Annotated in this window: 23 protein-coding genes; 13 read left to right on the top strand and 10 right to left on the bottom strand. The window is 37.7% G+C overall.

What is annotated here, in order from left to right:
• The first annotated feature begins 144 nt into the window (after positions 1–144).
• Both F6K15_RS30845 and F6K15_RS30840 read left to right on the top strand, forming a co-directional pair.
• Positions 145–561, top strand: coding sequence for a XisH family protein (locus tag F6K15_RS30845; protein WP_293068759.1), 417 nt, complete (start codon positions 145–147; stop codon positions 559–561).
• Positions 549–884: a XisI protein gene (locus F6K15_RS30840; RefSeq protein WP_293068758.1), complete on the top strand. Its 336-nt coding sequence runs from the start codon at positions 549–551 to the stop codon at positions 882–884. Before F6K15_RS30845 ends, F6K15_RS30840 begins: the two co-directional genes overlap by 13 nt.
• Positions 885–1006: 122 nt before the next feature.
• Here the strand turns inward: F6K15_RS30840 and F6K15_RS30835 are convergent, their stop codons facing one another.
• The 5 genes from F6K15_RS30835 to F6K15_RS30815 form a co-directional block, all read right to left on the bottom strand.
• Positions 1007–7054 (bottom strand): CHAT domain-containing protein, encoded by a 6048-nt coding sequence (locus tag F6K15_RS30835; protein WP_293068756.1) that lies wholly within the window; start codon positions 7052–7054, stop codon positions 1007–1009.
• 59 nt (positions 7055–7113) lie between these two features.
• Complete coding sequence (locus F6K15_RS30830; protein ID WP_293068753.1) at positions 7114–7818, bottom strand: DUF928 domain-containing protein; 705 nt, start codon at positions 7816–7818, stop codon at positions 7114–7116.
• A gap of 92 nt (positions 7819–7910) precedes the next feature.
• Positions 7911–10349, bottom strand: a complete 2439-nt coding sequence (locus tag F6K15_RS30825; RefSeq protein ID WP_293068750.1) for a CHASE2 domain-containing protein — start codon at positions 10347–10349, stop codon at positions 7911–7913.
• 36 nt (positions 10350–10385) lie between these two features.
• A complete protein-coding gene (locus F6K15_RS30820) occupies positions 10386–11369 on the bottom strand; it encodes a DUF1822 family protein (RefSeq protein WP_293068747.1) in 984 nt (327 codons plus the stop codon).
• A gap of 214 nt (positions 11370–11583) precedes the next feature.
• A complete protein-coding gene (locus tag F6K15_RS30815; RefSeq protein ID WP_293068744.1) occupies positions 11584–12225 on the bottom strand; it encodes a sigma-70 family RNA polymerase sigma factor in 642 nt (213 codons plus the stop codon).
• Between the two features lie 347 nt (positions 12226–12572).
• Between F6K15_RS30815 and F6K15_RS30810 the strand changes: the two genes are divergently transcribed.
• The 5 genes from F6K15_RS30810 (at position 12573) to F6K15_RS30790 (ending at position 15585) form a co-directional block, all read left to right on the top strand.
• Entirely contained in the window at positions 12573–12707 is a 135-nt protein-coding gene (locus tag F6K15_RS30810) for a hypothetical protein (protein ID WP_293068741.1), read from the top strand.
• A gap of 560 nt (positions 12708–13267) precedes the next feature.
• Complete coding sequence (locus F6K15_RS30805; RefSeq protein WP_293068738.1) at positions 13268–13555, top strand: hypothetical protein; 288 nt, start codon at positions 13268–13270, stop codon at positions 13553–13555.
• 166 nt (positions 13556–13721) lie between these two features.
• Positions 13722–14165: a hypothetical protein gene (locus F6K15_RS30800; protein ID WP_293068736.1), complete on the top strand. Its 444-nt coding sequence runs from the start codon at positions 13722–13724 to the stop codon at positions 14163–14165.
• A gap of 69 nt (positions 14166–14234) precedes the next feature.
• A complete protein-coding gene (locus F6K15_RS30795) occupies positions 14235–14828 on the top strand; it encodes a hypothetical protein (protein ID WP_293068733.1) in 594 nt (197 codons plus the stop codon).
• 115 nt (positions 14829–14943) lie between these two features.
• On the top strand, positions 14944–15585 hold the full coding sequence (locus F6K15_RS30790) for a hypothetical protein (protein WP_293068731.1): 642 nt from the start codon (positions 14944–14946) through the stop codon (positions 15583–15585).
• An 81-nt stretch (positions 15586–15666) separates the two neighbouring features.
• Here F6K15_RS30790 and F6K15_RS30785 read toward each other — a convergent pair whose 3' ends face one another.
• Positions 15667–16569, bottom strand: coding sequence for a transposase family protein (locus F6K15_RS30785; protein WP_293068729.1), 903 nt, complete (start codon positions 16567–16569; stop codon positions 15667–15669).
• Between the two features lie 266 nt (positions 16570–16835).
• Between F6K15_RS30785 and F6K15_RS30780 the strand changes: the two genes are divergently transcribed.
• Positions 16836–17162, top strand: coding sequence for a PAN domain-containing protein (locus tag F6K15_RS30780; protein WP_293068726.1), 327 nt, complete (start codon positions 16836–16838; stop codon positions 17160–17162).
• 652 nt (positions 17163–17814) lie between these two features.
• On the top strand, positions 17815–17964 hold the full coding sequence (locus F6K15_RS30775) for a hypothetical protein (protein ID WP_293068724.1): 150 nt from the start codon (positions 17815–17817) through the stop codon (positions 17962–17964).
• Between the two features lie 176 nt (positions 17965–18140).
• On the opposite strand, the gene F6K15_RS30770 is transcribed toward F6K15_RS30775, so the two are convergent.
• The 3 genes from F6K15_RS30770 to F6K15_RS30760 form a co-directional block, all read right to left on the bottom strand.
• Entirely contained in the window at positions 18141–18626 is a 486-nt protein-coding gene (locus F6K15_RS30770; RefSeq protein ID WP_293068721.1) for a DUF3368 domain-containing protein, read from the bottom strand.
• A complete protein-coding gene (locus tag F6K15_RS30765; protein WP_202224302.1) occupies positions 18619–18870 on the bottom strand; it encodes a UPF0175 family protein in 252 nt (83 codons plus the stop codon). Before F6K15_RS30765 ends, F6K15_RS30770 begins: the two co-directional genes overlap by 8 nt.
• 145 nt (positions 18871–19015) lie before the next feature.
• Positions 19016–19258: a hypothetical protein gene (locus tag F6K15_RS30760; protein WP_293068718.1), complete on the bottom strand. Its 243-nt coding sequence runs from the start codon at positions 19256–19258 to the stop codon at positions 19016–19018.
• A gap of 245 nt (positions 19259–19503) precedes the next feature.
• On the opposite strand from F6K15_RS30760, the gene F6K15_RS30755 reads away from it, so the two are divergent.
• From F6K15_RS30755 to F6K15_RS30740, 4 genes are all read left to right on the top strand, one after another.
• Positions 19504–19815: a hypothetical protein gene (locus F6K15_RS30755; RefSeq protein WP_293068715.1), complete on the top strand. Its 312-nt coding sequence runs from the start codon at positions 19504–19506 to the stop codon at positions 19813–19815.
• Between the two features lie 10 nt (positions 19816–19825).
• A complete protein-coding gene (locus tag F6K15_RS30750) occupies positions 19826–20017 on the top strand; it encodes a hypothetical protein (protein WP_293068712.1) in 192 nt (63 codons plus the stop codon).
• 34 nt (positions 20018–20051) lie between these two features.
• Positions 20052–20363 (top strand): hypothetical protein, encoded by a 312-nt coding sequence (locus F6K15_RS30745; protein ID WP_293068710.1) that lies wholly within the window; start codon positions 20052–20054, stop codon positions 20361–20363.
• A 411-nt stretch (positions 20364–20774) separates the two neighbouring features.
• A complete protein-coding gene (locus F6K15_RS30740) occupies positions 20775–21308 on the top strand; it encodes a hypothetical protein (protein ID WP_293068707.1) in 534 nt (177 codons plus the stop codon).
• Between the two features lie 147 nt (positions 21309–21455).
• On the opposite strand, the gene F6K15_RS30735 is transcribed toward F6K15_RS30740, so the two are convergent.
• Positions 21456–21677 (bottom strand): hypothetical protein, encoded by a 222-nt coding sequence (locus F6K15_RS30735; RefSeq protein ID WP_293068705.1) that lies wholly within the window; start codon positions 21675–21677, stop codon positions 21456–21458.
• Between the last annotated feature and the right edge of the window lie 278 nt (positions 21678–21955).

Genomic DNA, 21955 nt, shown 5'->3' with positions numbered 1-21955 from the left:
AGCTAATAACTTTACTGTAATATCAAATCAAGATAATTACTATAGCCAAGTCATTGCAACTGGAATAAAAGGGAATTAATAAGATATGTAATTAATTTGGGATAGGAATTTATCAAATAATTGTCAAGTATTAACATCTAAATTATGCCCGCAAAAGACATTTTCCATGATGCTGTAAAAAACGCCTTAATCAAAGAAAGTTGGACTATTACTGATGACCCTCTTTTTTTAGAATTTGGAGGAGTTGATATGTATGTTGATCTGGGTGCAGAAAAACTTGTTGGTGCAGAAAAAGATGGGCAAAGAATCGCTGTTGAAATCAAAAGTTTTGTTCGACAATCCCTAATTTCTGAATTTCATAGTGCTTTGGGGCAATTTATTAATTACCGCACAGTATTAAGGAGAAGTCAACCAGAAAGAATTCTCTATCTAGCTGTCTCTGAAGATACCTATGAAAGTTTTTTCACTCTTATGTTTACTCAAATAGTTGTTGAAGAAAATCAAATAAAATTAATCGTATACGATCCCAACAGGGAGGTAATTGTGCAATGGAAAAATTAGCTCAATATCGAGACAATATTAAACAAATTATTACCAACTATAGTCAATATAAACCATCTTATGGAGATATAGAAGTTCAAGTTATTTTTGATGAAGAACGGGACCATTATCAACTTATAAATGTAGGTTGGCATGGCAATAGACGAGTACGGGGTTGTGTTTTACAAATAGATATTAAAAATGAAAAAATCTGGATACAACATGATGGTACAGAAATTGGTATTGCTAGTGAATTGGTAGATTTAGGAGTGCCTTCATCAGATATTGTTCTGGCTTTTCACGCACCCTATAAACGTAAATATACAGGTTTTGCTGTGTCTTGAATCAGTTATCAATTATAGTAATCACGAATGATTCAGAAAAATGAATCTAATCTATATTAGACTTCGTACAATTATAGCGTTAACTGCTTTTCTCGTCTGATTCCTGAATACTTTTTGATTGTTTACCAAGGACTACCAATAATTGTATAGGCTGCCCATGCTTGAGGAAGTGAGTAATTCTTTTTTAGAAGAGGAGATACCCCTTCTGGAGGACTAAATCGTATAAGTTGGTCTTGGCCTGATAATTTCAAGAAATACTCTTCATTCTCCTCGTAAATATAAGCTTCTCCTTTCAGCATATTTATTTGTGCTTGTCGGAGAGCTTGTGCTTTAATTTTTCCTTGAGCTAACTGATTGAAGAACTCTGCCATTAAAACAAAATCTGCCCAATCTTCAACTTTCCATAAGCTTCCTACAGCAGATTGCACTCCAGTAATATAAGCTAACCCAGAAAATCCTAATTGAGCTTCTTCACTACCTTGAGCTGTTTCACAAGCAGCCAGGACTAACAATCTAACAGAAGGTTGATCCCATCTTAGCTTTCGTATCTCATCTAATTTTATTTGTTGTTCTTCATCTGGTTCTTTTTCAGTATATAGCTGAATGTAAGAATCTTTAAAAGATTTAAACTTAGCATGAGTGTGTAGATAGATAATCCCAAAAGGCTTTTCTTGTCGGAGATTTTTAATATTATTAAAAATAAAGTCTTCTTCTTTCAGAAAATCACCTCTATTTTCCCAGATATCTAATATAGTATCCAAAGTAATATTGGCAGCATATAAGTCATTCCATTCTTTTTGTATAAATTCTGTTGCTCCCATTGCTAAGATTTGGGAACTTCTGATATCTGTGAAACTAATATCTGTTAGGGTTAAGCTAGGCATTACACCAACACTATACTTTTCGATTAGATAACAACCATCTCCATCTGTTTTTTCTGGACAATTTTCTGGATCGTCTTCATATAAAGCTGCTAGAGGTAAGCCTCGCAGTTCGGGCGAGAGAATAAAACTTAGATGGATATCCTCTTCTCCTTCTAGCTTAAGTTTTTCTAAATGATCTTCAAGGGGTTGAATTAACCATTTATAAAGTTCTTTGCCTGCCTCTTCAGGTTCCATTTCTGCTTCTGAAGGATCTATGATTCCCGTTCTTAAATTCTTTACCATAGTTGCGACTGCTTCTGAAGTTGCCTCTGGAACACGCTCAATAATTGGTGGAAGTGAAGCTGTTATCATAATCAATTCTAGTCGATCGCCTACAAACCGGGTATAAACAATGGCGGGTTTAACTCCTGTTTTGGCTGCTATTTCCCCCAAAGCCTCACAGGTCTCCAATAGAGTGGGTGTGGGTTTATCGTCTTTTGGTGGTGCATAATCTTCAAATTGCTTGGTGTAGACTTCTTCAACTTCAGGCAAGCTAGCATCAATGGGAGCGCAGGGAGGTCTATTTGCAATAGGAAGTCGAGGAGTTTCAGGTTCGCGAGGGGGTTCGTCATCCTCGGTGATGTCATCAGTTACTATGGCAATATTTCCTAACTGGAAGGAATTGAGAAAGGAAATTTCGGGTGAAATTGTAAAATCTCCACTGGTAATTGCTCCTGCTGTGCCATTAATTTCTGAGTCACCAACATCAAAGGCTTCAATAGGAGGGTTGAGGACACCACCTGCATGACGAATAGTAATTGGGCCACCGCCTGAACCTCCAGCCGAAGAAATACTGGCTTCAACATCATTTTGGTCAATGAAAGAACCTGTAGCGCGGAAAAATCCTTCTGTGGACTCCACAAATACTTCTCCACCTATTCCATTCGCACCACCTTGAGGATTAATGAACTCAACTTGCACATCTCCCACTGGATCAAGTGAAACATTACCTCCATTCCCTAGACTGCTACTAGAGTCTATCTGCCCTGTAGTAATTGCTGTTGGGGCATTTATGATGACATTGCCTCCAGAACCTCCAGCTATACTTGATGAAGTAAGGTTTCCGGTTGTTACTGTTCCGGTTGAACTGCTAATTGCAATGTTACCACCATTCTCACCCGTAATAACACTGTCATCATCTATAAACGATCGCGTATCTATATCTCCAGTAATTACGGTTTCTTGAGCATTAATAGTTACTGTACCACCACTACCGATAGTATTGCTGGTATTAAGGACACTTGTTTGGGAATCAAGAACACTTGGCCGAGTATTGATACCCCCTTCACGACTTATCAGCGTTATGGGTTGGCCTGGACTAATAGTATTACCTGTAGTAATACCTCCCACGGCATCTAAACGAATTCCTATACCTTGACTATTTTGACTAGAGAGAGTACCTGTATTGGTGTTAATAGCTCCACTGTTGCTGGTGAGAGTAATACCCTGATTTGAAGTTATATCTCCAGTAATGATATCGCCGTTTGCTTGAATATTTACAAAACTTGTACCTACATCTGTAGTATCTATAGGGTTGGAGAGCGTTACAGTTTCTCCTGTAAAGGTAGTGTTACCTGTAACACTCAGTGTGCCATTATTGGTAATCTCTCCCCCCGCATTAATATTGAAATTACCAGAGATATTGGAAGTTCCCAAATTTACATCGTTAATATCATTCAGACGAACATTCAGACCAGTGAAGCTCGCGGTATTTAGGTCATTGTTGTTGCTTTCTAGTGTGATGTCGTTTGTACCAGCATCGAAGGTTGCATCTTCACTAACAGTAATATTGCCAGTCACTCTAATTTCCCCATTAGCAGTCAAGCCTAAATTTCCTGGAATAGTCAAAGTATCAATTACAAGGGGAGCATTATTATCAAGAAATAGGTCTCCTGTAATGGATGTAACCATCAGTTGAGCAATTTCTGTTTCTAATGGTTGTGTTGCAGTTCCCACTGAATTTGATGTATTCAGAACTAAAGTGCCGTTATCACCAGGAACTCTAATATCAATATCAGGAGAAGTGCTGGTTACAAGTCCTGTATTTAGAGTAAGAACACTATTATCAGTTAAGATAATTCCATTGATGAAATTGACACTACCTCCTCCTAAAGTTAGGTCAAAATTTCCATTACTTAAATCAAGAGTTTCCGTTGTACCTACCTCAATAGATTCATTTCCACCTACTTGACCTATGGTAACAGAGCTAAATCCTTGAAGTTGTTGTAATTCTGCCGTTGTAATGTTGAGATTATTGGGATTAGTCTCTCCTCCAAGTTCAATATTTACATTTTCCGTAGATGGTTGAAAGGTTAAGTTTGCGGTTCCTGATACTGTGTTAGATAGATTCACTTCATCTGCGTTTAGAGTTAAATTATTTTCTTCTGCTATCACAGTATTGTTTAAACTCAAAATATTTCCTGAGTTATTAGCTAAATCACTAGATTGAACACTGATTGTTGTATCATCTAGAAGAATAACCGGATTATTGAAAGTAAATTCATTGAGAAAGAAATGTTCCCCTGCTAATTGAATATTGCCTGTGCTATTAGCACCAATTACTAAGCTATTCAATGGTTGATTATTACCAATCCCATTAAAAGTTATGTTTCCAGTCTCAGCATTTAGAGTTAGATTTTGACTTCCCAAAGCCGTTCCATTTAGAGTATTATTAAAAGTAATGTCTCCAGATTCGCTAGTTGAAATAGTTATGTCTTCATTTAGAACAACTTGACCATTAAATGTAATATCACCTCCTTGAAGTTCATTGGATGAACCTCCACTATTAGCAAGACCCTGGGATGAACTATCTAAATTATCAAGAGTCACATTTACACTTGTTAGATTCCTCGTATCTGTCTGTAGAGTTAGATTATCAGAAGCGTTCATAAATATATTCTCAGAAGCATTCAAAATTATATCTCCACTAGAACCAGAATTAGCAATACTATCTTGATTGCCACTTACTAATGCAATTGATGAGGTAGTAATATTTCCTATAGTGAGGCTACCACTATTTGTAGTCAGTTCGACTCTTCCACCAGTAGCATTATTGCTGGTATCATTTGCTCTGGCCTGACCACTTGTATCAGTTGCTATAGCTACAGAAGAAGAATCTAAATCACCTGTAATGTTGATGCTACCTCCTGCATCTAGATCGATATCGCCTCCAGTGTTAGAATTTGCTATAGCAGTTATTAGACCACTACCATCATCAGGTGGCTCATTGTCAATAGAGTCAGCACGAGAAAAAGAGTTTATATTACCTTGAATTTCAATATTACCTGTTGTAGCTTCAATAGTAATGCTACCACCAGGAGCTGCATTAGCAGTAACACTATCACCTACAGAGCCAGTACTAGAGAATGAATTTATATTTCCTGTTGTTATGTTACCATTCGTTGCATTTAGTGTAATCACACCGCCAATAGTACCAGTAGTAGTTACATTATTAAGATTTTCACTTTCATCTAAAGTAACAGATGATGAATCTAAATTTCCTGTTGTTATGTTACCATTAGTTGCAGTTAATGTAATTTCACCACCAGGATCACCAGTAATTGTACTATTAGTTGATGTATTAATATTACCAGTTGTCACATTAGCTCCTGAAATTTCAATACTTCTACCAGGAGCAGTAATGGATTGACTTTGATCCATGCTAAAATCACCACCAGCTTGACCATCAGCATCAGCTCTGAAAGTTATTGAATTAGTTGATTCAGCAAAATTAAGAGATAAACCATCTTGAATCGTAATATCATTAGTAGCTTCTAAGGTGATAGCTGCTGTTATCCCTTCCAGAGTAGAGGAATTAATTGTTATCTGTTCTTCCTCACTAAATTGATCCTGAAAAATATTAGGTGACTCATTACTAAATTCATCAGAAGAATTAGCTGCTGTTGAAATCAAAATATTCCTCGGATCGAGTAGTAAAGTCCCTACACTCCCATTCACAGCACTTAGATCGGCAGTTCCTTGGAAAATCAAATTTTCTTTACCTGATACCTCTGCAAAGCCACCATTACCAAAGTTCAAACCACCACGAGCAGTTATATTGCCGTAAAATTCTGTCGTTTCATCCGCCCAAACAATAGTTCGACCACCATCACCACTTGACAACGCATCAGCTCGAATAGTAGAGTCACTACCAACAAAAGTCTGTGTAGCATTAGGAACAGTTCCCTGACCTTTGTAATCTCCACCTATCAAAACATTACCACCACCATTAGTTCCAGAGGCATCAATCTCAGCCCCCACAACACCAACCTTATCTCCAAACACCCCAACACTTCCACCAGTTTCTCCCGATACATCCACATCACCCGAAGCGATCGCCGTTCCTGCATCATTCGGAATAGTTACATTTGGGTCAGTCAATTGAATTGTGCCATTTGCCCCAATAACCACCCCCAGTTCATCCCCTCCCCCTGCCTCCGCCAACAAATCATAGAGATTAAAAATCGGCTGTCGCCAGTCTTCCGCTTGCCGAACCTCAGCATCAGGAACAGTAATAGTTATACCTAAAATATGTCCAGTCTGGGAAATTTTTACAACCCTCTGCCCCGGTACAGCAGTCATAGTCACCTGTCCCCCCGAAGCAGCGAGTTGGCCTGTATTCACAATACTACCAGCCAACAAGGCCAAATTCTGCCCTGGATTCACCTCCAGATTACCTGCATTAATCAGACTTCCAGGCTGCCCCATAGTAAAAGCAAAAGCCGTCGGATTTCCAATCAATGCCTGATAATTATTTATCCCCTCAGCATTGAACCATTCCTCCCCAAACTGAATCCCATTAGCAGTAGTAGCTGTAAAATTAGCAGGGACATTCAACTGGGCACTAGGGCCAAAAAGAATCCCCGCCGGATTCATCAGAAATAAGTTAGAATTGCCCCCCGTTACCTGAATCAATCCATTAATAACCGAAGCTTCACCCCCCACCACTCGTCCCAGAATATTCTGAATTTGGGGATTAGAGAGAAAATTAGCAATTTGACCAGCATCCAAGCCAAACTTTTGGAAACTGTGGAATAAATTCTGACCATCACCGGAGAGAGACCCTCCCTGAATATCCAAGCGATTCCCATCAGGGGTAATTATTGTGCCCGTACCGTCTTGAGCTGGAGTAATATTCTGTGCCTGGACTTCCTCAGAATTTAGGATTCCGGTAGTCACCAATACAGACAAAAATAAACTAAGTCTTCTCATATTTAGGCTCATAAATTTGCCTCCGGTAGATGCCATAGAATAATTGCTGGTTATTTTAAGTCTTAAGGGGAGAAATGATATAATATTCAGATAATTTATTTAGAAATCTTCATATCAATATCTTCCAATAATTTATTCCAGTCCTCTTGATACTGAGGATTATTTGGTTCTTGTTGGCGTAACTCACCAATTATTCTCAGGGCATCAAACCAAATACCGTACTTAGCGTAGATAACTGCTTGCTGTCGTAAATCATCTCCAGCTTGGTCAAGCTCACTTTGAAGTCCAGGAATTTCATCGGCTGATATGCGTACAACAAAATTCCTAACATCTACCTTAACCACATCTGTAGGATCGGAGGCTTCTTCAGGATCTTCACAATACACTTTTAAAACTACATTATACTCTTTACCAATTTCAAGGGGTTCTTTTGTTTGTGGAATAGATATGGAAATCAAGTTAGGAAAAGGCTGACTAGAAGGAATATTTTTCTCATACCTATAGGTGCGGTCTTTATCCCACAACACAAATTTTGCAGAATGAAACTCCCCAGTCTTGTATGGAATATAAAACCAGAAAGTGGGATGAGATTCTATTGTCAATCCCCATACACCCTTGAATATTGGCACTAAAGCCCTAAGTTCATGAGGTTCTGCTGTTCCACAAGAGCCACCTTTTGTTGCTCCACCTCTTCGCCTACCACCTGCTCTTCCCCAGCCTGAAGCATCTACAGGATTTTCATATAAAATTGCACGATTATATTTTGGTTTCTCACCGAGAACTTCCACTGGAAAATTCACTAAAATAACCAGTATTAGTGAGAAAAATGAAATAATAAAAAAATTAGCGCTTGGTAAATACATTGCCTAACTCACTGAATTATTTTGAGAAATTATTTTTTGATGAATCGAATTAGGGAGGGAGAAAGTGCCCCTCCAACTGTTAAAATTAATGAAAATATTGCAGAAAATAGTGGAACCCAGTAACCAAAAATCAAGAGAATGTAACAAGAAGCATATAAAGTTAGAATAGTTCCTCCTAGCATCAAAATTTTGAGCTTATGGTGAAAAGAATATCCTCTCAATCCCTCAACCCATATTATTAATCCTCCAATCATTGACCAAGTTGCTATCCAGAAATATTCAGCAGTTCTAGGCCATACTTTAATTAGAGGTCGTTCTCCTTTAAATGCAGTAATAATTTGGCTAATCATGTGCGCCTGAATTACAATTGCAGGTGTATCATTAAAACTTCCCTGAGTATATGGAGTGCGATAATATAACTGGTCAAAATCCCGATCTACAGTACCAATAAGAATAATACGGTTTTCGACTAGATCGCGAGTCAGTTTTCTCTCTTCTAACACCTCTGTCATGGTGAAAGTTGGTGCAATGTTATCTAACTTTCCCACTGAGCGATAGTTAAGCATAATTTGTTTTCCGCCTTTATCCCAATTTCTTTCTGAATAACCCCCACCCTTCTCAATGCTTAAAGGCTCAAATATTCTATTCAGTTCTCCTTTTGACAATATATTGGTACTCGGATCGGTTTGATTATATAGATAGCGACGTGCAATCGCTAAACTGAATGATAATTCAGTTTGACATTTTTTATCGCGCTTTATATTCTCTCCTAACAAGTGACGACGAAGTGTTCGATCATTATCCTCTATCACGTCACTAAATCCCACCTTTGCTTGTATATAGTTTGTCCTATCTTTTTCAGGTATTTCTTTGAGCAAGTTTAAAAACTCTGGAGGAAAATCATAACCCGAATTTTTATTGCCAGGCGATCTACAAGTAAGAATTAATTTTCTATCATTGTTGATTTTCTGTTTTAAATATTCACTTTCAACAGGTCTATCTTGGTAAATATTTAAACCAATAACTTTGGGTTTATATTGATTAACCTCTTGAAGTAATTCCTCAAGTTTTCCATCTGAAACAGATTTTCCTTTTCTTTCAGTAGGACTTTGGGAACCAACATCTTTATCATCAATAGTAATCATTAAGAGTCGCTCATCTGGTGCTTCTAATGGACGCATCTGCAATAAGCGATCGTATGAATTTAGTTCCAGAGGCATCAATAAACCAACTTGCCGTAACATCAAGGTCAAAAAAGTTGCTCCAACACAAGCTATAGCAGAAGTCTTGAAACTACACAGAAAAGTTGAAGCAGGAGAAGGCTCCCATTTAAAGGAAGGTGTTTCTATACTTTGATAGATTGCAGGCAGCCAAGTAGCACAGGGATAATATTCTTTTTCTATTTTTTTAAGTTGTTCGCGAGCTTGTCGCTTTGCAAGATGAAAAGGTTCACCTGATTGAAAAGCTGTGAGAAAATTAATTAAAAATTGATGCGCTACTTTATTGGGAAGTAGTTCTCGCATCACAATCATCATCGGAATGTGATCATCGTTTAGACTACGAGCTAATCCTAAACCATCACAAGAATTAAAAATCGCAATTTTCAATCCTCGTTCAACTGCTTTTCTCAAGCTATACCACAAATCTGTTAATTCTAAATATTCTCCCTGTGAGTTAAGATAAATTCTCCCACTATTTTCATCTATTGTTTCACCATGTCCAGCAAAAAATATAACATCCCAGGATTGCTCATTTAATTTTTGATAAATTTCCTCACAATTAGTTTCTTCTAGAAATTCAACTTTTGCTACTCCATCCTCCTCTAACTTTTTTAACTCTTGCTTATCTTTTTCTATATTAATTCCTTTACTATCACCTAAAATTGCTAGTATTTTCAATATACCTCTAAGAACTGATTGAGAAAAACTATGGTTGTGCTTAGATTCTGTAGGACCGAATACTACTTCTACACTAGAATTATCTTTAATTAAATCCCATTCTTCCCAGGGAAGTTGATGAACTTTAGGATCGTCTGTGCGAATCAGAAACCGAACCTCTTCATCAGATGTAATTTTTAGCCGGATTTGTTGATCAATTTGGCGAAATTCCGGAGATTCTAACCAAGACTTAAAGCGTTCTTTAAGCTGTTGAGCTGACTGTTCACACTCGCTTATTCTCTGAAGCCAGTTGGATTGAACAGTTGTTTCTATTGGCTGAATCCCTCTGTACTGAATGCTTAAGTCAGGATTATTTCCTGAATTTTCAGGTCCTAAACTTCGATACTTTTTTTGCCACTTCTCCACCTGTTGGGCAAGCAGAGAGTCGGCTGGTAAATACCCCTTAATATCAGCCAAAGTTTTAAGAGAATAACTATTATCAGAATCGCTTTCCTCCTGGACTGTTGAATCTACATGAAAGCCATTATGCGTTAAATCACCGTAAAATCTGAAGACAATAACTTTTCCCATATTGAATTTTCTCCTATTCCTACCACAAAACAAAACTTAAATCACAAAATTTTCAGTCAAACAAATATCATCAAGAATGACCCTAACACTAAAGCGATCGCCTGGTTCTCCAATGAAGGTGAAATTAATTTCTTGAGTTTCTGTTGCTGTTGCTCCCATCACCCTTTTTCCAGTCTCATCTAGCACCATCGCTTCTAACTCTTGAAAATTTCCTTCAGGTTCTTGAGTAGGAGACACTTCCACAGAAACATTTAGCTGATTAGAGGTAGTTAGAGTTAACCCCACTAGCAATGCAATTAAATTCCCTGCCAATCGAAATTCTGAGCCTAATAACTTCACCATTTCAACTGTTGGCTTGGGTTGTTCTAAAGTTTCGTTCCTAGTCCGGTAGGCATATCTTGTTCTAAAAGCAGGTGAAAGATTAGTGTTGTCTAGTATAGATTCTAGAGTTTCCCATCCCTCCTCAAACTGATTCTGTAACCATTGACCCAATTGAACAAAAGTCTGTGGCACAACTTGTGGTTGCAATTGAACAGCAGTATCAGGAACAACGTATGGTTTCAATCCCATCAAATCATCAACTAAATCATCAATAGGTTGGAGTTTCTCCAAAGAAACTTCTTCACTTTCAACAGAAGGTAAATATCCCAATAGCTTTGCTTCTGTCAAATCGGAATTGAGTTCTACTACCACATAACCAATTCGGTCTGCCCAAACCTCCGCTGGTACATGAAAGAATTTTGAACCTGCCATCACTGGACGACACTCCAAACTGCCCTTATTTTTGACAATCAACTCTCCAGTATTGGCAAGGGTTTGGATTATTGGGTTCCAACTATCACTTCCCTCTAAATCAGTTGTGACTCCCGAACATCCGAAGTAGTAATCCCCAGCATAAACAGCCAAAGTATTGCGATAAACTTGTTGGGCTTTCAATGGGTTAGTTTGTAGTTTTTGAAACCGTTCAGCAAATTCATGAGCTAAAGGAGTCAATAGTACAGCAAAGGTTAAATTATTCATTCTGTCACTTTTCATTTGGAAATTTTTCACCTCTTGTAAAATTAATTTATTTAAGTGCAATTAGATGTAATAATGTTATTGTGAGATAGAAAGTAATCCCATTGTGGTAATGTAGCTACCGTTAGGTTCCGCCAAAGTTTTCCTAACAGAATATGTTCCACAAACGTTCCGAGCTTTGGATTTAGGACATTATATTTATTTGTATTCATACTGTTTAATCTGATAAGTAATCTATAAATATTTGTCTGAACTTTCTCAGGCAACGTTGATAAAAGTTGCTTAAAGCAGGTATAGGAACACCAAGTTCTTGAGAAAGTTCACTCCATTGATATCCATCAAGTCTTTTTAGAGCAATATACTGGAAATTTGCTTTGGGATTGCCAGAAGTATAAGTGGCTTTAAATTCTCCCGTTGGGTCTTCTTCAAGGCATTGACGTATTTCCTCGCTAGGAAGAGGATTATCTGAAGGAGAATTTGGGTCAGGAATTTGAAAATCTTCAGATGCTTGTCTCGTAACTCTTTCCGAGTCCCAGTTCCTACCCATATTAATACACTCTTTAATAAAATCTGGAAATCTTTTTTTGAGTAACCAATTTACCCAACCTAAAAATTCTCCACGACTCGGATCATAAAGTTCAATTTTTTCGTATATGTACAAAAAAAGCCTCTGCTTTGCTACAGCATAGATTTCTTCATAACGACCTTGATATTGATCTGGACATTGTTGACGGTAAAGCTTACCCGGTTGAGAGAGAATTATTAAGATTCGAGCTACAATTCGTCGTCTCTCCTTTGTCCCTAGAGGGTATTGGCTTGCTTCTAATGCTAGTTCTCTTAAAAGTTCATCTTCATCCATAACTCTAACTTTGATTAATAGACACTCCTCTCAAATGACTGTGATATTATCCTCAGCCAGTTGTTTTTTCTGCTCTATATTATTCTCTGACTGGAAGAGATGATTTTATACAAAACTCGAAAATTAATACAACAGTTAATATTTTGCAGGATAAAAGTAGTTATACCATTTTTAGTCGTAATGACAGAAATACCTTTTAGTGCGTTAGTCCTAATTTAGTTGATTTGCCTCTTTTCACTCAATATTTTGTTTTTTGTATAAAAAGTGTTGATTTTTGCAGAAATAAAAATAGATGAGTCAGAGGCTAAAACCTCATGGACATAAAATGGAAAAAACTAATATTAATTTTGTTAACTTGGCTGACAACTGAACTATTCCTCAATTTCACAGGGTTGGATGAGGTCGCTGATTACAGCGAGTACATTATACACATCAATCATCAACATATTGAAGCGATCGAATTATCAACCGTGTTTGTATAAAATTCCATCAAATTCACGGAGTAATAAATAGAGATAATTTTTAGCAGTTCTTCAATTGTAGAAAAACTCTAGAGTTTGGCTGTGGAGGAACAACCGAATTCTGGAGGTCTGATCATTAATAGGACTTACGCAGTACAACGTATTTTTCTCATTGCGACCGATAGGGAAGCAATCTCAAATCCTAGTTTTTCGTACCTAATGCGTAAATCCTGATTAACATATTGAAGCGATCGAATTATCAATCGTATTTGTATAAAATTCCATCAAATTTACGGAGTAATAGGTAGAGAGCATTAATTAAGATTCACATCAATACTTGAAAATATTTCAAAACTGTTTCTCAATTTTACCAGTTTTTAAATCAAAGTAAATCTCTCGAATTTTTTTTTGAAAGCTGTATAAAACTCCAATAAATTTCTGGATAATAATACAGAACAGAAAAAATACGGTTCTATTAACTATCTACCTCACATAATTTAGCAGACACTATGAAAAAAATTGGCGCACTTGCACTTCTTCTAACTTTATTTTCAACCACCAGTGCATCAGCAAAGACTTTTTTGAGTCCAAAACTTGACGGGCACTCAATTCGAGCTTGTGTTGATTCCTACCGTTATCCAGATGGTTGTAATGAGGCTGGCCGAAAACACGCAGCCAATATGTTCTGTCAATATAAAGGCTACAGTCGTGCCACACAATGGCAATGGCAAACAACTCCGAAAGGTCGTCCAAGGCGAAAAAAACGTGTTTGGGAGTGGACAGAACAATACCAAGATGGCTATCTAAAGCGAAGTTATACTTGGAAAGGAAAAAAAAGGAGGTATTTCACAACTATTGAGTGTTCATAAACACAACTTTTTGATTGATTACAACTTGGACTATATATAGTAGAAAAATATTTCCTTATCTAAGATTAATCATAAGTCTATGTTGTAATCAGTTTGTTGCTTGCTATAGTGAGAATACTCTCCTCACTCTCTCAATCAGAATGTCAACAATGACTTTAAATTTCAAATGAATACAAAAATTTCAATCACTTTAGCCACAACAATTGCCATCCTGACTTCAGGTTTACCTGCAAATGCACAATCCAATCCATATAAACGAGAAGTGAAAGGTGAACAAAGTAAAGGATTTGTGAATGGAGCTAACTGGGGATTAATCTGTGGAGCAGCTTGCTTACCTCTTAGACATCCAACCGCAACTATATTATGTGGAGCTATTTGCAGTGGAGCAAGTAGCATTATTGATTCCTACACTAATCCTTCACCTCCCAACACAATCATTTCTCCCAAAAAGAATATCTATCAACGTACAGGTGCTTGGGAAGGTATTCCTGGCTACTCCTCTGGTGGGAGTGAGAAATGGGTAGAGTCAGGGGACGGAGGCGATATGATTTTTACACCTGGAGGTGATATTTACGAGCGTACAGGTAATTTTGACCCACTCTCATTTTAAATTACGCTCAACCCTGCAAATATCTTCAATTTAAAAAATTTAAACTACTGAATTTCAAGGAATAAAGCTATGCGTATTAAACTTTTCTTCACTTACTTATTGACAAGTACAACTGTATTTACTTCAATCCTCCCAGCTTATGCCCAACCGAATACTTGGATAGATCGGGGCACTTTATCAAGAGATCATCGTGCCTATTGTAGTGATATTGTTGCTCAAGATGTTCAAAATGACGTCGTGTCTTTTTCTCAAAATGATATAGGTTCTCAAAGTTCCTCTAATAGTCGTTCTCGGATGCAGTCGTCCAACCGCACTACTAATAAAGGAGGTAAAGGACGTTTAAAATTAGGTCGATTCAGCATAGGAGGGGGCAGGCAACGTAGTCAAAATCATGCTAGACGAACAGCTAATCAGTCCAACAGCTCATCCAACAGTTCTCAAGACCACAGTTTTCAATATTCTCACGATCGCACGATAACTACCAGCTCAACTGCCGGCAAAAATTGTGATGCTTTTGTTCAGGGGGCTGCCCATATAGAGGCTACTTCCATCAATGCAGAGACTAACCGCAAAGCAATTGAGGCCAAAGAAAGAGTCCGACTTGAAGAAATAGAAGCTCAGAAACAAATGGCCATTTTTGAACACCATATGCAGGGATGGTAATTGCCTGACTTGTTTTGTAGAAGAGCAGGAGTTAGAATTCCCACACTCAAGATTGCTAACTGCTGTTTATCAAATTATTTATTAATAACATCTAGCTAGAAAACAGGAGAAAATTATGATAAAAATGTTGACTTTATCCGCTTTCTCTGTAATTTTATCCCTATCGAGTTCAATGCCAACTTTAGCCCAACAGCAGACTATAGTTGAGCAGCAACAAAACAGTCAAACTAGAACAATTCCTCAATCTACAGCCATTGTTGTTGCTTTTCCCCATCCAATAGAGTTTGATGTAGGTCAAGAGCAACCTTATTCTACTACTGTACCTTTAGCTCAACCTATCCTAGATAGTCAAGGAGACATTGCTGTTCCTGCTAATTCATTAGTGACAGTCAAACTTGTACCTTCAAATGGTGGCGCTCAAATTGTTGCCGAGTCTATTGTTATCGCCGGTCAAGTTGTTCCTATAAAAGCATCCGGTTCCACAATTGCAGGTCAAGAAATTACCCTGACGAAGGGACCTCAAAAAGCTGGAAAAAATGCCCCTACCTATACCCGTCTTGGCAGTAATATTGTGGGAGCTATTGGAGGAGGTGATTTAGATAGTGTGGTATTAGGGCAGATGGTAGGGCAAGGAGTGGGTATTATTGTTGATTTAAGTTCCCCGGAAACCATTAATCTCCTCACAATTCCGCCTGGAAGTGTTTACGTTTTGACATTAGAAGCCCCTATTGTTTCTTCTGGAAGAGGTTCACTCTAATTTACTACCTACTTACATTAGACTTGTCGCGAAATAAAACCTTAAAGTGAAATGGAAAATCCTGGCTTTTCACTGATTAAACTATGCTGCCATCAGGTAAAAATTCCAGAGTCCAGCAGCAGTGAACATGAAGCGATCGTCTAAGTCTTTGATGTGATTTCGATACAATCCTCTGGCTGCATTATATCTCTTCACACCGGATATTGTATGTTCACATTTGACGCGATCGCTACTTTTTTCTTTATTGAGATGTTTTTGTTGGTCAGTTAATTCCTGCCCTCGAGGTTTTTTCGTGGGTATTTTGATGTTGACAAATTCCTTCTGTAATCCCTGGAAACCCAAATCTACATGAATTTTCACTTCATCAGGTACAAAATCCACCAATTTTTCTTCATCTAACTGCCGTTTGTCATGAACCTTGCCCTCTCTTGCTTTCGATAGGAGGAGGACTCTTTTATCTGAGTCTGTCATGATCAGATGTTTACGAGTATGGCACTTTTTTTTACCTGAGTAATGATTTTTCTGCTTTTGCTGGTCTTTTGGACGCTGGATTGGCCGTTCTGTACCATCGATCATCACCTCTGTGGCAGATGGAAACCTGGTAATGAATTCTTCAATGCTCTGTAACTTACGTTCTGGTAAGGCCATTTTCTGCCCTAAAGCACTCTCTAGCAATGGCTGTAGTCTTAACATCCAATGGTGTGCCCTGCTGCGGTGTAAATCAAACAATACTCCTGCCATATCAAAGGTAGGGTAGCACTTAAAGTAGAACAAGATAAAAAATAACTTGTCTTTAGCTTGTAGCAATCGCGCTTTTCTTCCTCCTCCCAGAGCTCGGAGTCTTGGTTTTTGGGTATTGGCGATCGCTTCCAATTCAAGTTGGACACAAAAAGCTTGTAATAATTCATCGAATGCCTTACGGTTTAGTCCAGTCAATGCCCTTAATAAGCGGTCTTCTTTTAGCACCCGATTGATATCTAACATTGTCCAATTTCAAACACCCTACTAACTCTATACTTTACCTTATAAAGCGACAAGTCTATTAATTAAAACACAAATTATTTACCATCTACAAAAAGTCTAACAAATAACGATTGAAAGATTTAATTTGCTCATTTTCAAGATACTTTAGTACATCTAATCAAGAAGTCTAATTATTTAGAAAATGAACCAATAAAGGATGAAACAATTAAACAGTTATCCCAAATATAAATCATCTGAAATTACTAAAAAAAATAGGAGTATTAGCTATGCAATATCTGAAAAATTCTTTTACTGTTTATGGGTTAGCTTTAGGAATTTTTTCACTAACTTCAACAGTAGCTTTATCAAGTCCAAGATTTATCATTGACTTTAATACAGACCGAATTGGCCTAGACTATAGAAATTTCAACACAAACAGCATGGAATCTTGCTTGCGTGCTTGTGCAACAGAAAATCAGTGTCGAGCTTTTACCTATGTTCCACCTTTTGCTCAACCTGGTACTCCCAATGCTGAAGGTATCTGCTGGCTTAAGGATAGAGTACCTGAAGCAAGTAATAATCCCGGAGGTATGATTTCGGGAATCAAACAATAGAGACTTACAGTGCTTTTCAGATGAATAAACCACTGCGGTACAAACCAACCAAAGGCATCATCCTAAGTAATTTGAGCGATGTTGGTGTAGATTTGCTGTGCCACGCACGCGTTGTTATTTTTACTTTATTTCCTTTCTTTGTGCAACAAAGCCTATTCTGTTCCTAAATTGGCGTAAAACTAGAGGTGCGATGTAGAAAGTCAAGTGTCTATTGAGTGTAGAACCGTGAGAGTGAAAAAAAATCGGGGGATATGACAGTATATGGTAAGATGGACAAATGTCTAATTACTCAGAACCCGTTATCTACCAGCTCAAAGTCGTATTACAGGGTATTAGTCCGATGATCTGGCATTGCCTACTCTCTCCTACCTGTTGCTGTTGCCACACCAGTTCCGCTAGAGCTACTTTGGACAGTGGTTCTAGGTTTTTTCGGTCTTTTGGGATATCTGGTGGCTTTAAATTCACCTCTCAAGTCCAGCCGTAGTTTTTTGAAGTAGCTTTGGTTGGATTTCCTCTAAAAAGTAATCTACATCAGATTTGTTCAAGTGGCTGTCAGAAAAGCTTTCAAGCACCGTGGCATTGCAATACTAAGTTAATATAGCGATCGCTGATAGAAGACTATTCGCGGAACAACGCGAATAGTTGAGGCTTCTTGGCCAGCCTCAAACTCCAGCCAGGGATATTTTTTAGATTTACCTTCGGCAACTCTAAAAAATATCCTCAAAGAAAAAAAGCGATCGCCTTCACTGCCCCATCCCTACCTCAGATTCAACCCAATCAACAACATTTGTACTCTGGTTAAATATTTAGAGGTATTAGAGACAGATTACTCTTAAAGTTTCATCTCTTGATTTACCAACGCAAAAAACAATTATTAATAGAGGAATTCTCCTGGCAAATTTATGATTTATTCTTTGATTTCCACCTATTTATGCTAATCTGAAGTTGTAAAATATCCAGGATTTACTGTAGTTATTCTTATTCTTCTCCAGCTAGTTTGAGAATCTTATTCCGAGTCGATAATGCTAAACGAAATTTTAAAGTATCTAATCGTTCCAGAATAGGTTTAACTCGCTCTAAATATCCCTTTTGTTTTGCTTTTAGAAGAATCCCTAATGTGCCAATATACTCTAATTTTAATAACTGAGCATAACGTCTAGCTAAACCATCATCTAAAATTATTAAACTTTCAGGTATTTCTAAGGCTAAAGCCAGTGCTTCTCGCTCTCCTGCTCCTAACTCAGTCACAAGAGGTAAAATAGCTTTAGATTGAGCAGAACGAATTTCAATCCATGAAATAGAGTAAATATCTGGTAGAGAAATTCCGAGGGAGAGACCAACTGCTAATTCATCAGCGACAGATTCAGGAACGATAATTTGACCATATAAATTCAAGAGTAAGTCAAGTAAATGAGCTTGGTAAAGATATTGAATAGGTGAAGTATTAACAATAATATTAGGCACGTCTGAATTCCTCAGCTAATTCAGCTTCAGTGAGTTGAAAAGTGTCTACACCATAATCAGCTAATTTTGTTAAAAATAAGACTTTTGGAATTCCAGCTAAATTTGCAGCAGCCCCAGAAGAAAGACGACCTAATTCATAAAGTTTAATAGCAGCAATTAGTTGCATTTCTTGACTAAGTTGTTCTGGGGTTAATTTTAACGCCAGGGCTGTTTCTTCAGGTATATTAATGGTTAGTTGATACATATTTGAATTATTTCAAATAAAGTAATTGTTTTGAATTAGATTGATGGCGATTCCGGAACGGAACGCTACGCGAATCGCTCAAGCTAAATGTGGGTAGTCTAGGTTTTATGTGCAAAAAAAAGAGAGCAGAAATGGGATTAGCAGATCACATCTCCTCAGAATGTTGGTTTGCCATCTCCGCTCTTGCAGCATTGGTAATTGATTCCCTAAGAAAAGTAACTCTATCTTTTTGAGGTAGTCCCCTGATATATTCATCTACATCTACTTCCAACTTGACCGATACAGGTTTTTTTGCTAACTCTCCTAATGAACGATCGCTTATAGCTACTCTTTTAGTTTGATGAAATGCTGAGTCTTTTGGTTTTGGGTTGCGATTACCTTTAGCCATAATACTTCTCCTATAAATTTTTACTCCATTATATCCGAATATCCTAGTATACCAGGATATATAAGCTGAGGTTATCATAGATTCAGGTATACCAGGATAATTCTAATCGGTAAAGGGTTGTATTATCCTGGTATACTAGGATAACATATAGATATAGGAAAGGGAAAAACCAAAAGGGACACCACTCAGACCCTGGAAAAGTTGAAGTGATGTCCCACCCCCTAATTAGACATAGGAGAAATCTAATGTTAACACAAACACAGACAAAAAGGCCAGCCCCACCTCAACTGAAGCTAGTCACACCACCCGTACAACCACCTCAAAACAACGATAACTGGCTTTATGCCGGGACTGATGATGCTTGGTTGTATACAGACTACTCTCAACCTCCGTACAACATTTGTACAGAAGCAAGCACTACTGCATATAAACTCCCTCTGTATGAGGAAGACCTAGACTGCTATTCCAACGAACCAGGCAAAACACCAGAGCAGATATGGCAGGACGTGGAAAAGTTTAAAGCATCTGCATCCCCAGATGATTTCGATGAATTCTAGAAGGTGAGCAATGACAGCCATAGAAGCAGCAATTGTAGCTTCTATGGATTTAGGCAGGTCGATCTTACCCGAATTCATAGAAGCCGTTTATGGGTATGGTGATGATGTTGCGATAGTGACCTCCGATGCTATTATCACTCTACCGATACAGACTTTTCACAATTACTTAACCGATTGGTTGGACGCACTCATCGAAGTCTAACCTGCGTTACTACTAAAAAAGGGATAAAGACATTATGGAAACGTTACCAGCAGGTGCCAAATACTATCTTTTCACGATGATTGGAGAAGATTGGAAAGGAGTTGATTTTTACTCTTCAATTGAAGAAGCAAAGAAAGATTGGGAGTACGAACTTGAGGCTGGGGAAATTCAAGAAATACGCCCCTCCAAGCTGTGGGAAACCAGAGGGGGACGATTATCCGATACTGTTTATGAATGTGGTGCTCGCACTATTCTTCAGGCAGTAGACGGGCACATAGAGATTTTTGTGAACTTAAAAACTGATACGGTACGGTTAAAGCGTATTAAGTATAAATCTGCACATTAACAGAGGTTCTGTAAAGTTTTCCGATAGCATTTGCTACCGGAAAAAGTCTAGGAGCTTACATCAACCGTAGGTAGAAAAGGCAATTCAGCAGTAGATTTTTGATAAACCTGTGTAAGTTGTGAATTGCTATAATCCTGATGATGTCTGTATTTTTGTTTTCCAATATCCTGTGTTTGTCAAGTTTTCCGATAGCAAATGCTATCGGAAAAGTATAGTAACAAAATTTGATATATGCTTCAGTTACCATAAAATCATTAGTTTTTTGTAGCGATTGCAAATAATTAATGGTAAAATAAAAAAATCTAGGAAGTGTTAGCGCACTTCCTAAACAATAAAACTGATTTACCACACTGCCAAATATACAAGCTGTGACAGTGAGGTAAATCTATAAACCTTTAAAGTTATTTTATCATGAATGAAATAATCAGAGCAAAACGGGCAGTTGTTCGATTTTGTCCCGGCATTGAAGTAGAAGGTTTCGAGCTGCCAGATAGCTCCTATCATGTATCAATCACAACAGCATCTAAAGCTATAGGATTTGCTTCAAACTGGCTTACCTTGACTTTAAAAAGAAGAGCTAAAGCTCTTAATACTTTATCTGGATTAGGCTTCAGGAATAATATTTCAGACGTGCTAACCGTTTCAAAGACAGGAGATAAGTCTGCCAAGCTTATAAGTATAGGTGATTTTAGTAGTTGTATTTTATACGCAGCTTCTCAAGGAAAAAAAGAGGCCATAGCCTTAAACATGGCCTTAACTCAAATGTCCCTGACCGATTTTTTTAGAGATGCTTTTGGCGTGCGCCCATTAACAATAGAAGAAAAGCGTGCTGCTTTCTACAAGACCTATGCAGAATCTTTGTCTTGGGAGGATTGGTTAGCAATGGATAGAGAAGATGCTCGAATTATACAAGAATCTTTGATGTTTTTGAGTGAATGTGTATAAGCAAAAAAATGTTTGGGTTTTGGTAACTAAACCCAAAGAAGAAGAGGCAAAAAGGGAATTATAAGTTGCTATGACGGCGATCGCTCTAGCTAAATGTAGTTTGGGTTTTATGTGCAAAAAAGCTACCCGATAATAAGTGCTACATAGCTAATCACTCTGAGTGGTTCGCGATCGCTTCAACATTTCCAAAGCTAATATAATGAGTTCGTTTTTGCTCTCCCCTGTTCTGTTAGTTTCTGTATCCATCCAATCCGAGAGGCTCTGGGTCATTCTAAAAGAGCCTCGAATATCCCTGGGTTCTGGATAAGAACTTTCAAATAACCCTTTTTCTCCTCTGCCTACAACATCAAAACCTGTTTTCTTGCTCATCGGACTTTTTTCCTTGATCCATACTATTCTTTTAAGAGTACCGTGTATGACGCGGTATAAGCAAGTTTTGCTGAAATTGGATCTATGTATAGGTAACACTAATCATTAAAGGGTTGACATCGGTGTATGACACCGTATATTATATACATATAGAGGAAGTGCGATTCGTTCTTGATGAAAATCAGACTGTCAAAACAGAAATCTCAATAAGATTTACACAGAATGACATAACTCAAGGGATAAAACAGATGTTATCTAACTCTTATGTAGATGTAGGT

It is taken from the genome of Okeania sp. SIO2B3 (assembly GCF_010672525.1).
In the GTDB taxonomy this organism is placed as follows: Bacteria; Cyanobacteriota; Cyanobacteriia; order Cyanobacteriales; family Microcoleaceae; genus Okeania.
The sequence above is the reverse complement of the archived record's forward strand: the minus strand, read 5'-3'. Positions and strand labels throughout refer to the sequence as shown.

Coding starts and splice junctions, on each gene's coding strand:
- F6K15_RS30845 (WP_293068759.1), top strand. CDS start 145: ATGCCCGCAAAAGACATTTTCCATGATGCTGTAAAAAACGCCTTAATC.
- F6K15_RS30840 (WP_293068758.1), top strand. CDS start 549: ATGGAAAAATTAGCTCAATATCGAGACAATATTAAACAAATTATTACC.
- F6K15_RS30835 (WP_293068756.1), bottom strand. CDS start 7,054: ATGGCATCTACCGGAGGCAAATTTATGAGCCTAAATATGAGAAGACTT.
- F6K15_RS30825 (WP_293068750.1), bottom strand. CDS start 10,349: ATGGGAAAAGTTATTGTCTTCAGATTTTACGGTGATTTAACGCATAAT.
- F6K15_RS30820 (WP_293068747.1), bottom strand. CDS start 11,369: ATGAATAATTTAACCTTTGCTGTACTATTGACTCCTTTAGCTCATGAA.
- F6K15_RS30815 (WP_293068744.1), bottom strand. CDS start 12,225: ATGGATGAAGATGAACTTTTAAGAGAACTAGCATTAGAAGCAAGCCAA.
- F6K15_RS30800 (WP_293068736.1), top strand. CDS start 13,722: ATGAATACAAAAATTTCAATCACTTTAGCCACAACAATTGCCATCCTG.
- F6K15_RS30795 (WP_293068733.1), top strand. CDS start 14,235: ATGCGTATTAAACTTTTCTTCACTTACTTATTGACAAGTACAACTGTA.
- F6K15_RS30790 (WP_293068731.1), top strand. CDS start 14,944: ATGATAAAAATGTTGACTTTATCCGCTTTCTCTGTAATTTTATCCCTA.
- F6K15_RS30785 (WP_293068729.1), bottom strand. CDS start 16,569: ATGTTAGATATCAATCGGGTGCTAAAAGAAGACCGCTTATTAAGGGCA.
- F6K15_RS30780 (WP_293068726.1), top strand. CDS start 16,836: ATGCAATATCTGAAAAATTCTTTTACTGTTTATGGGTTAGCTTTAGGA.
- F6K15_RS30765 (WP_202224302.1), bottom strand. CDS start 18,870: ATGTATCAACTAACCATTAATATACCTGAAGAAACAGCCCTGGCGTTA.
- F6K15_RS30760 (WP_293068718.1), bottom strand. CDS start 19,258: ATGGCTAAAGGTAATCGCAACCCAAAACCAAAAGACTCAGCATTTCAT.
- F6K15_RS30755 (WP_293068715.1), top strand. CDS start 19,504: ATGTTAACACAAACACAGACAAAAAGGCCAGCCCCACCTCAACTGAAG.
- F6K15_RS30750 (WP_293068712.1), top strand. CDS start 19,826: ATGACAGCCATAGAAGCAGCAATTGTAGCTTCTATGGATTTAGGCAGG.
- F6K15_RS30745 (WP_293068710.1), top strand. CDS start 20,052: ATGGAAACGTTACCAGCAGGTGCCAAATACTATCTTTTCACGATGATT.
- F6K15_RS30740 (WP_293068707.1), top strand. CDS start 20,775: ATGAATGAAATAATCAGAGCAAAACGGGCAGTTGTTCGATTTTGTCCC.
- F6K15_RS30735 (WP_293068705.1), bottom strand. CDS start 21,677: ATGAGCAAGAAAACAGGTTTTGATGTTGTAGGCAGAGGAGAAAAAGGG.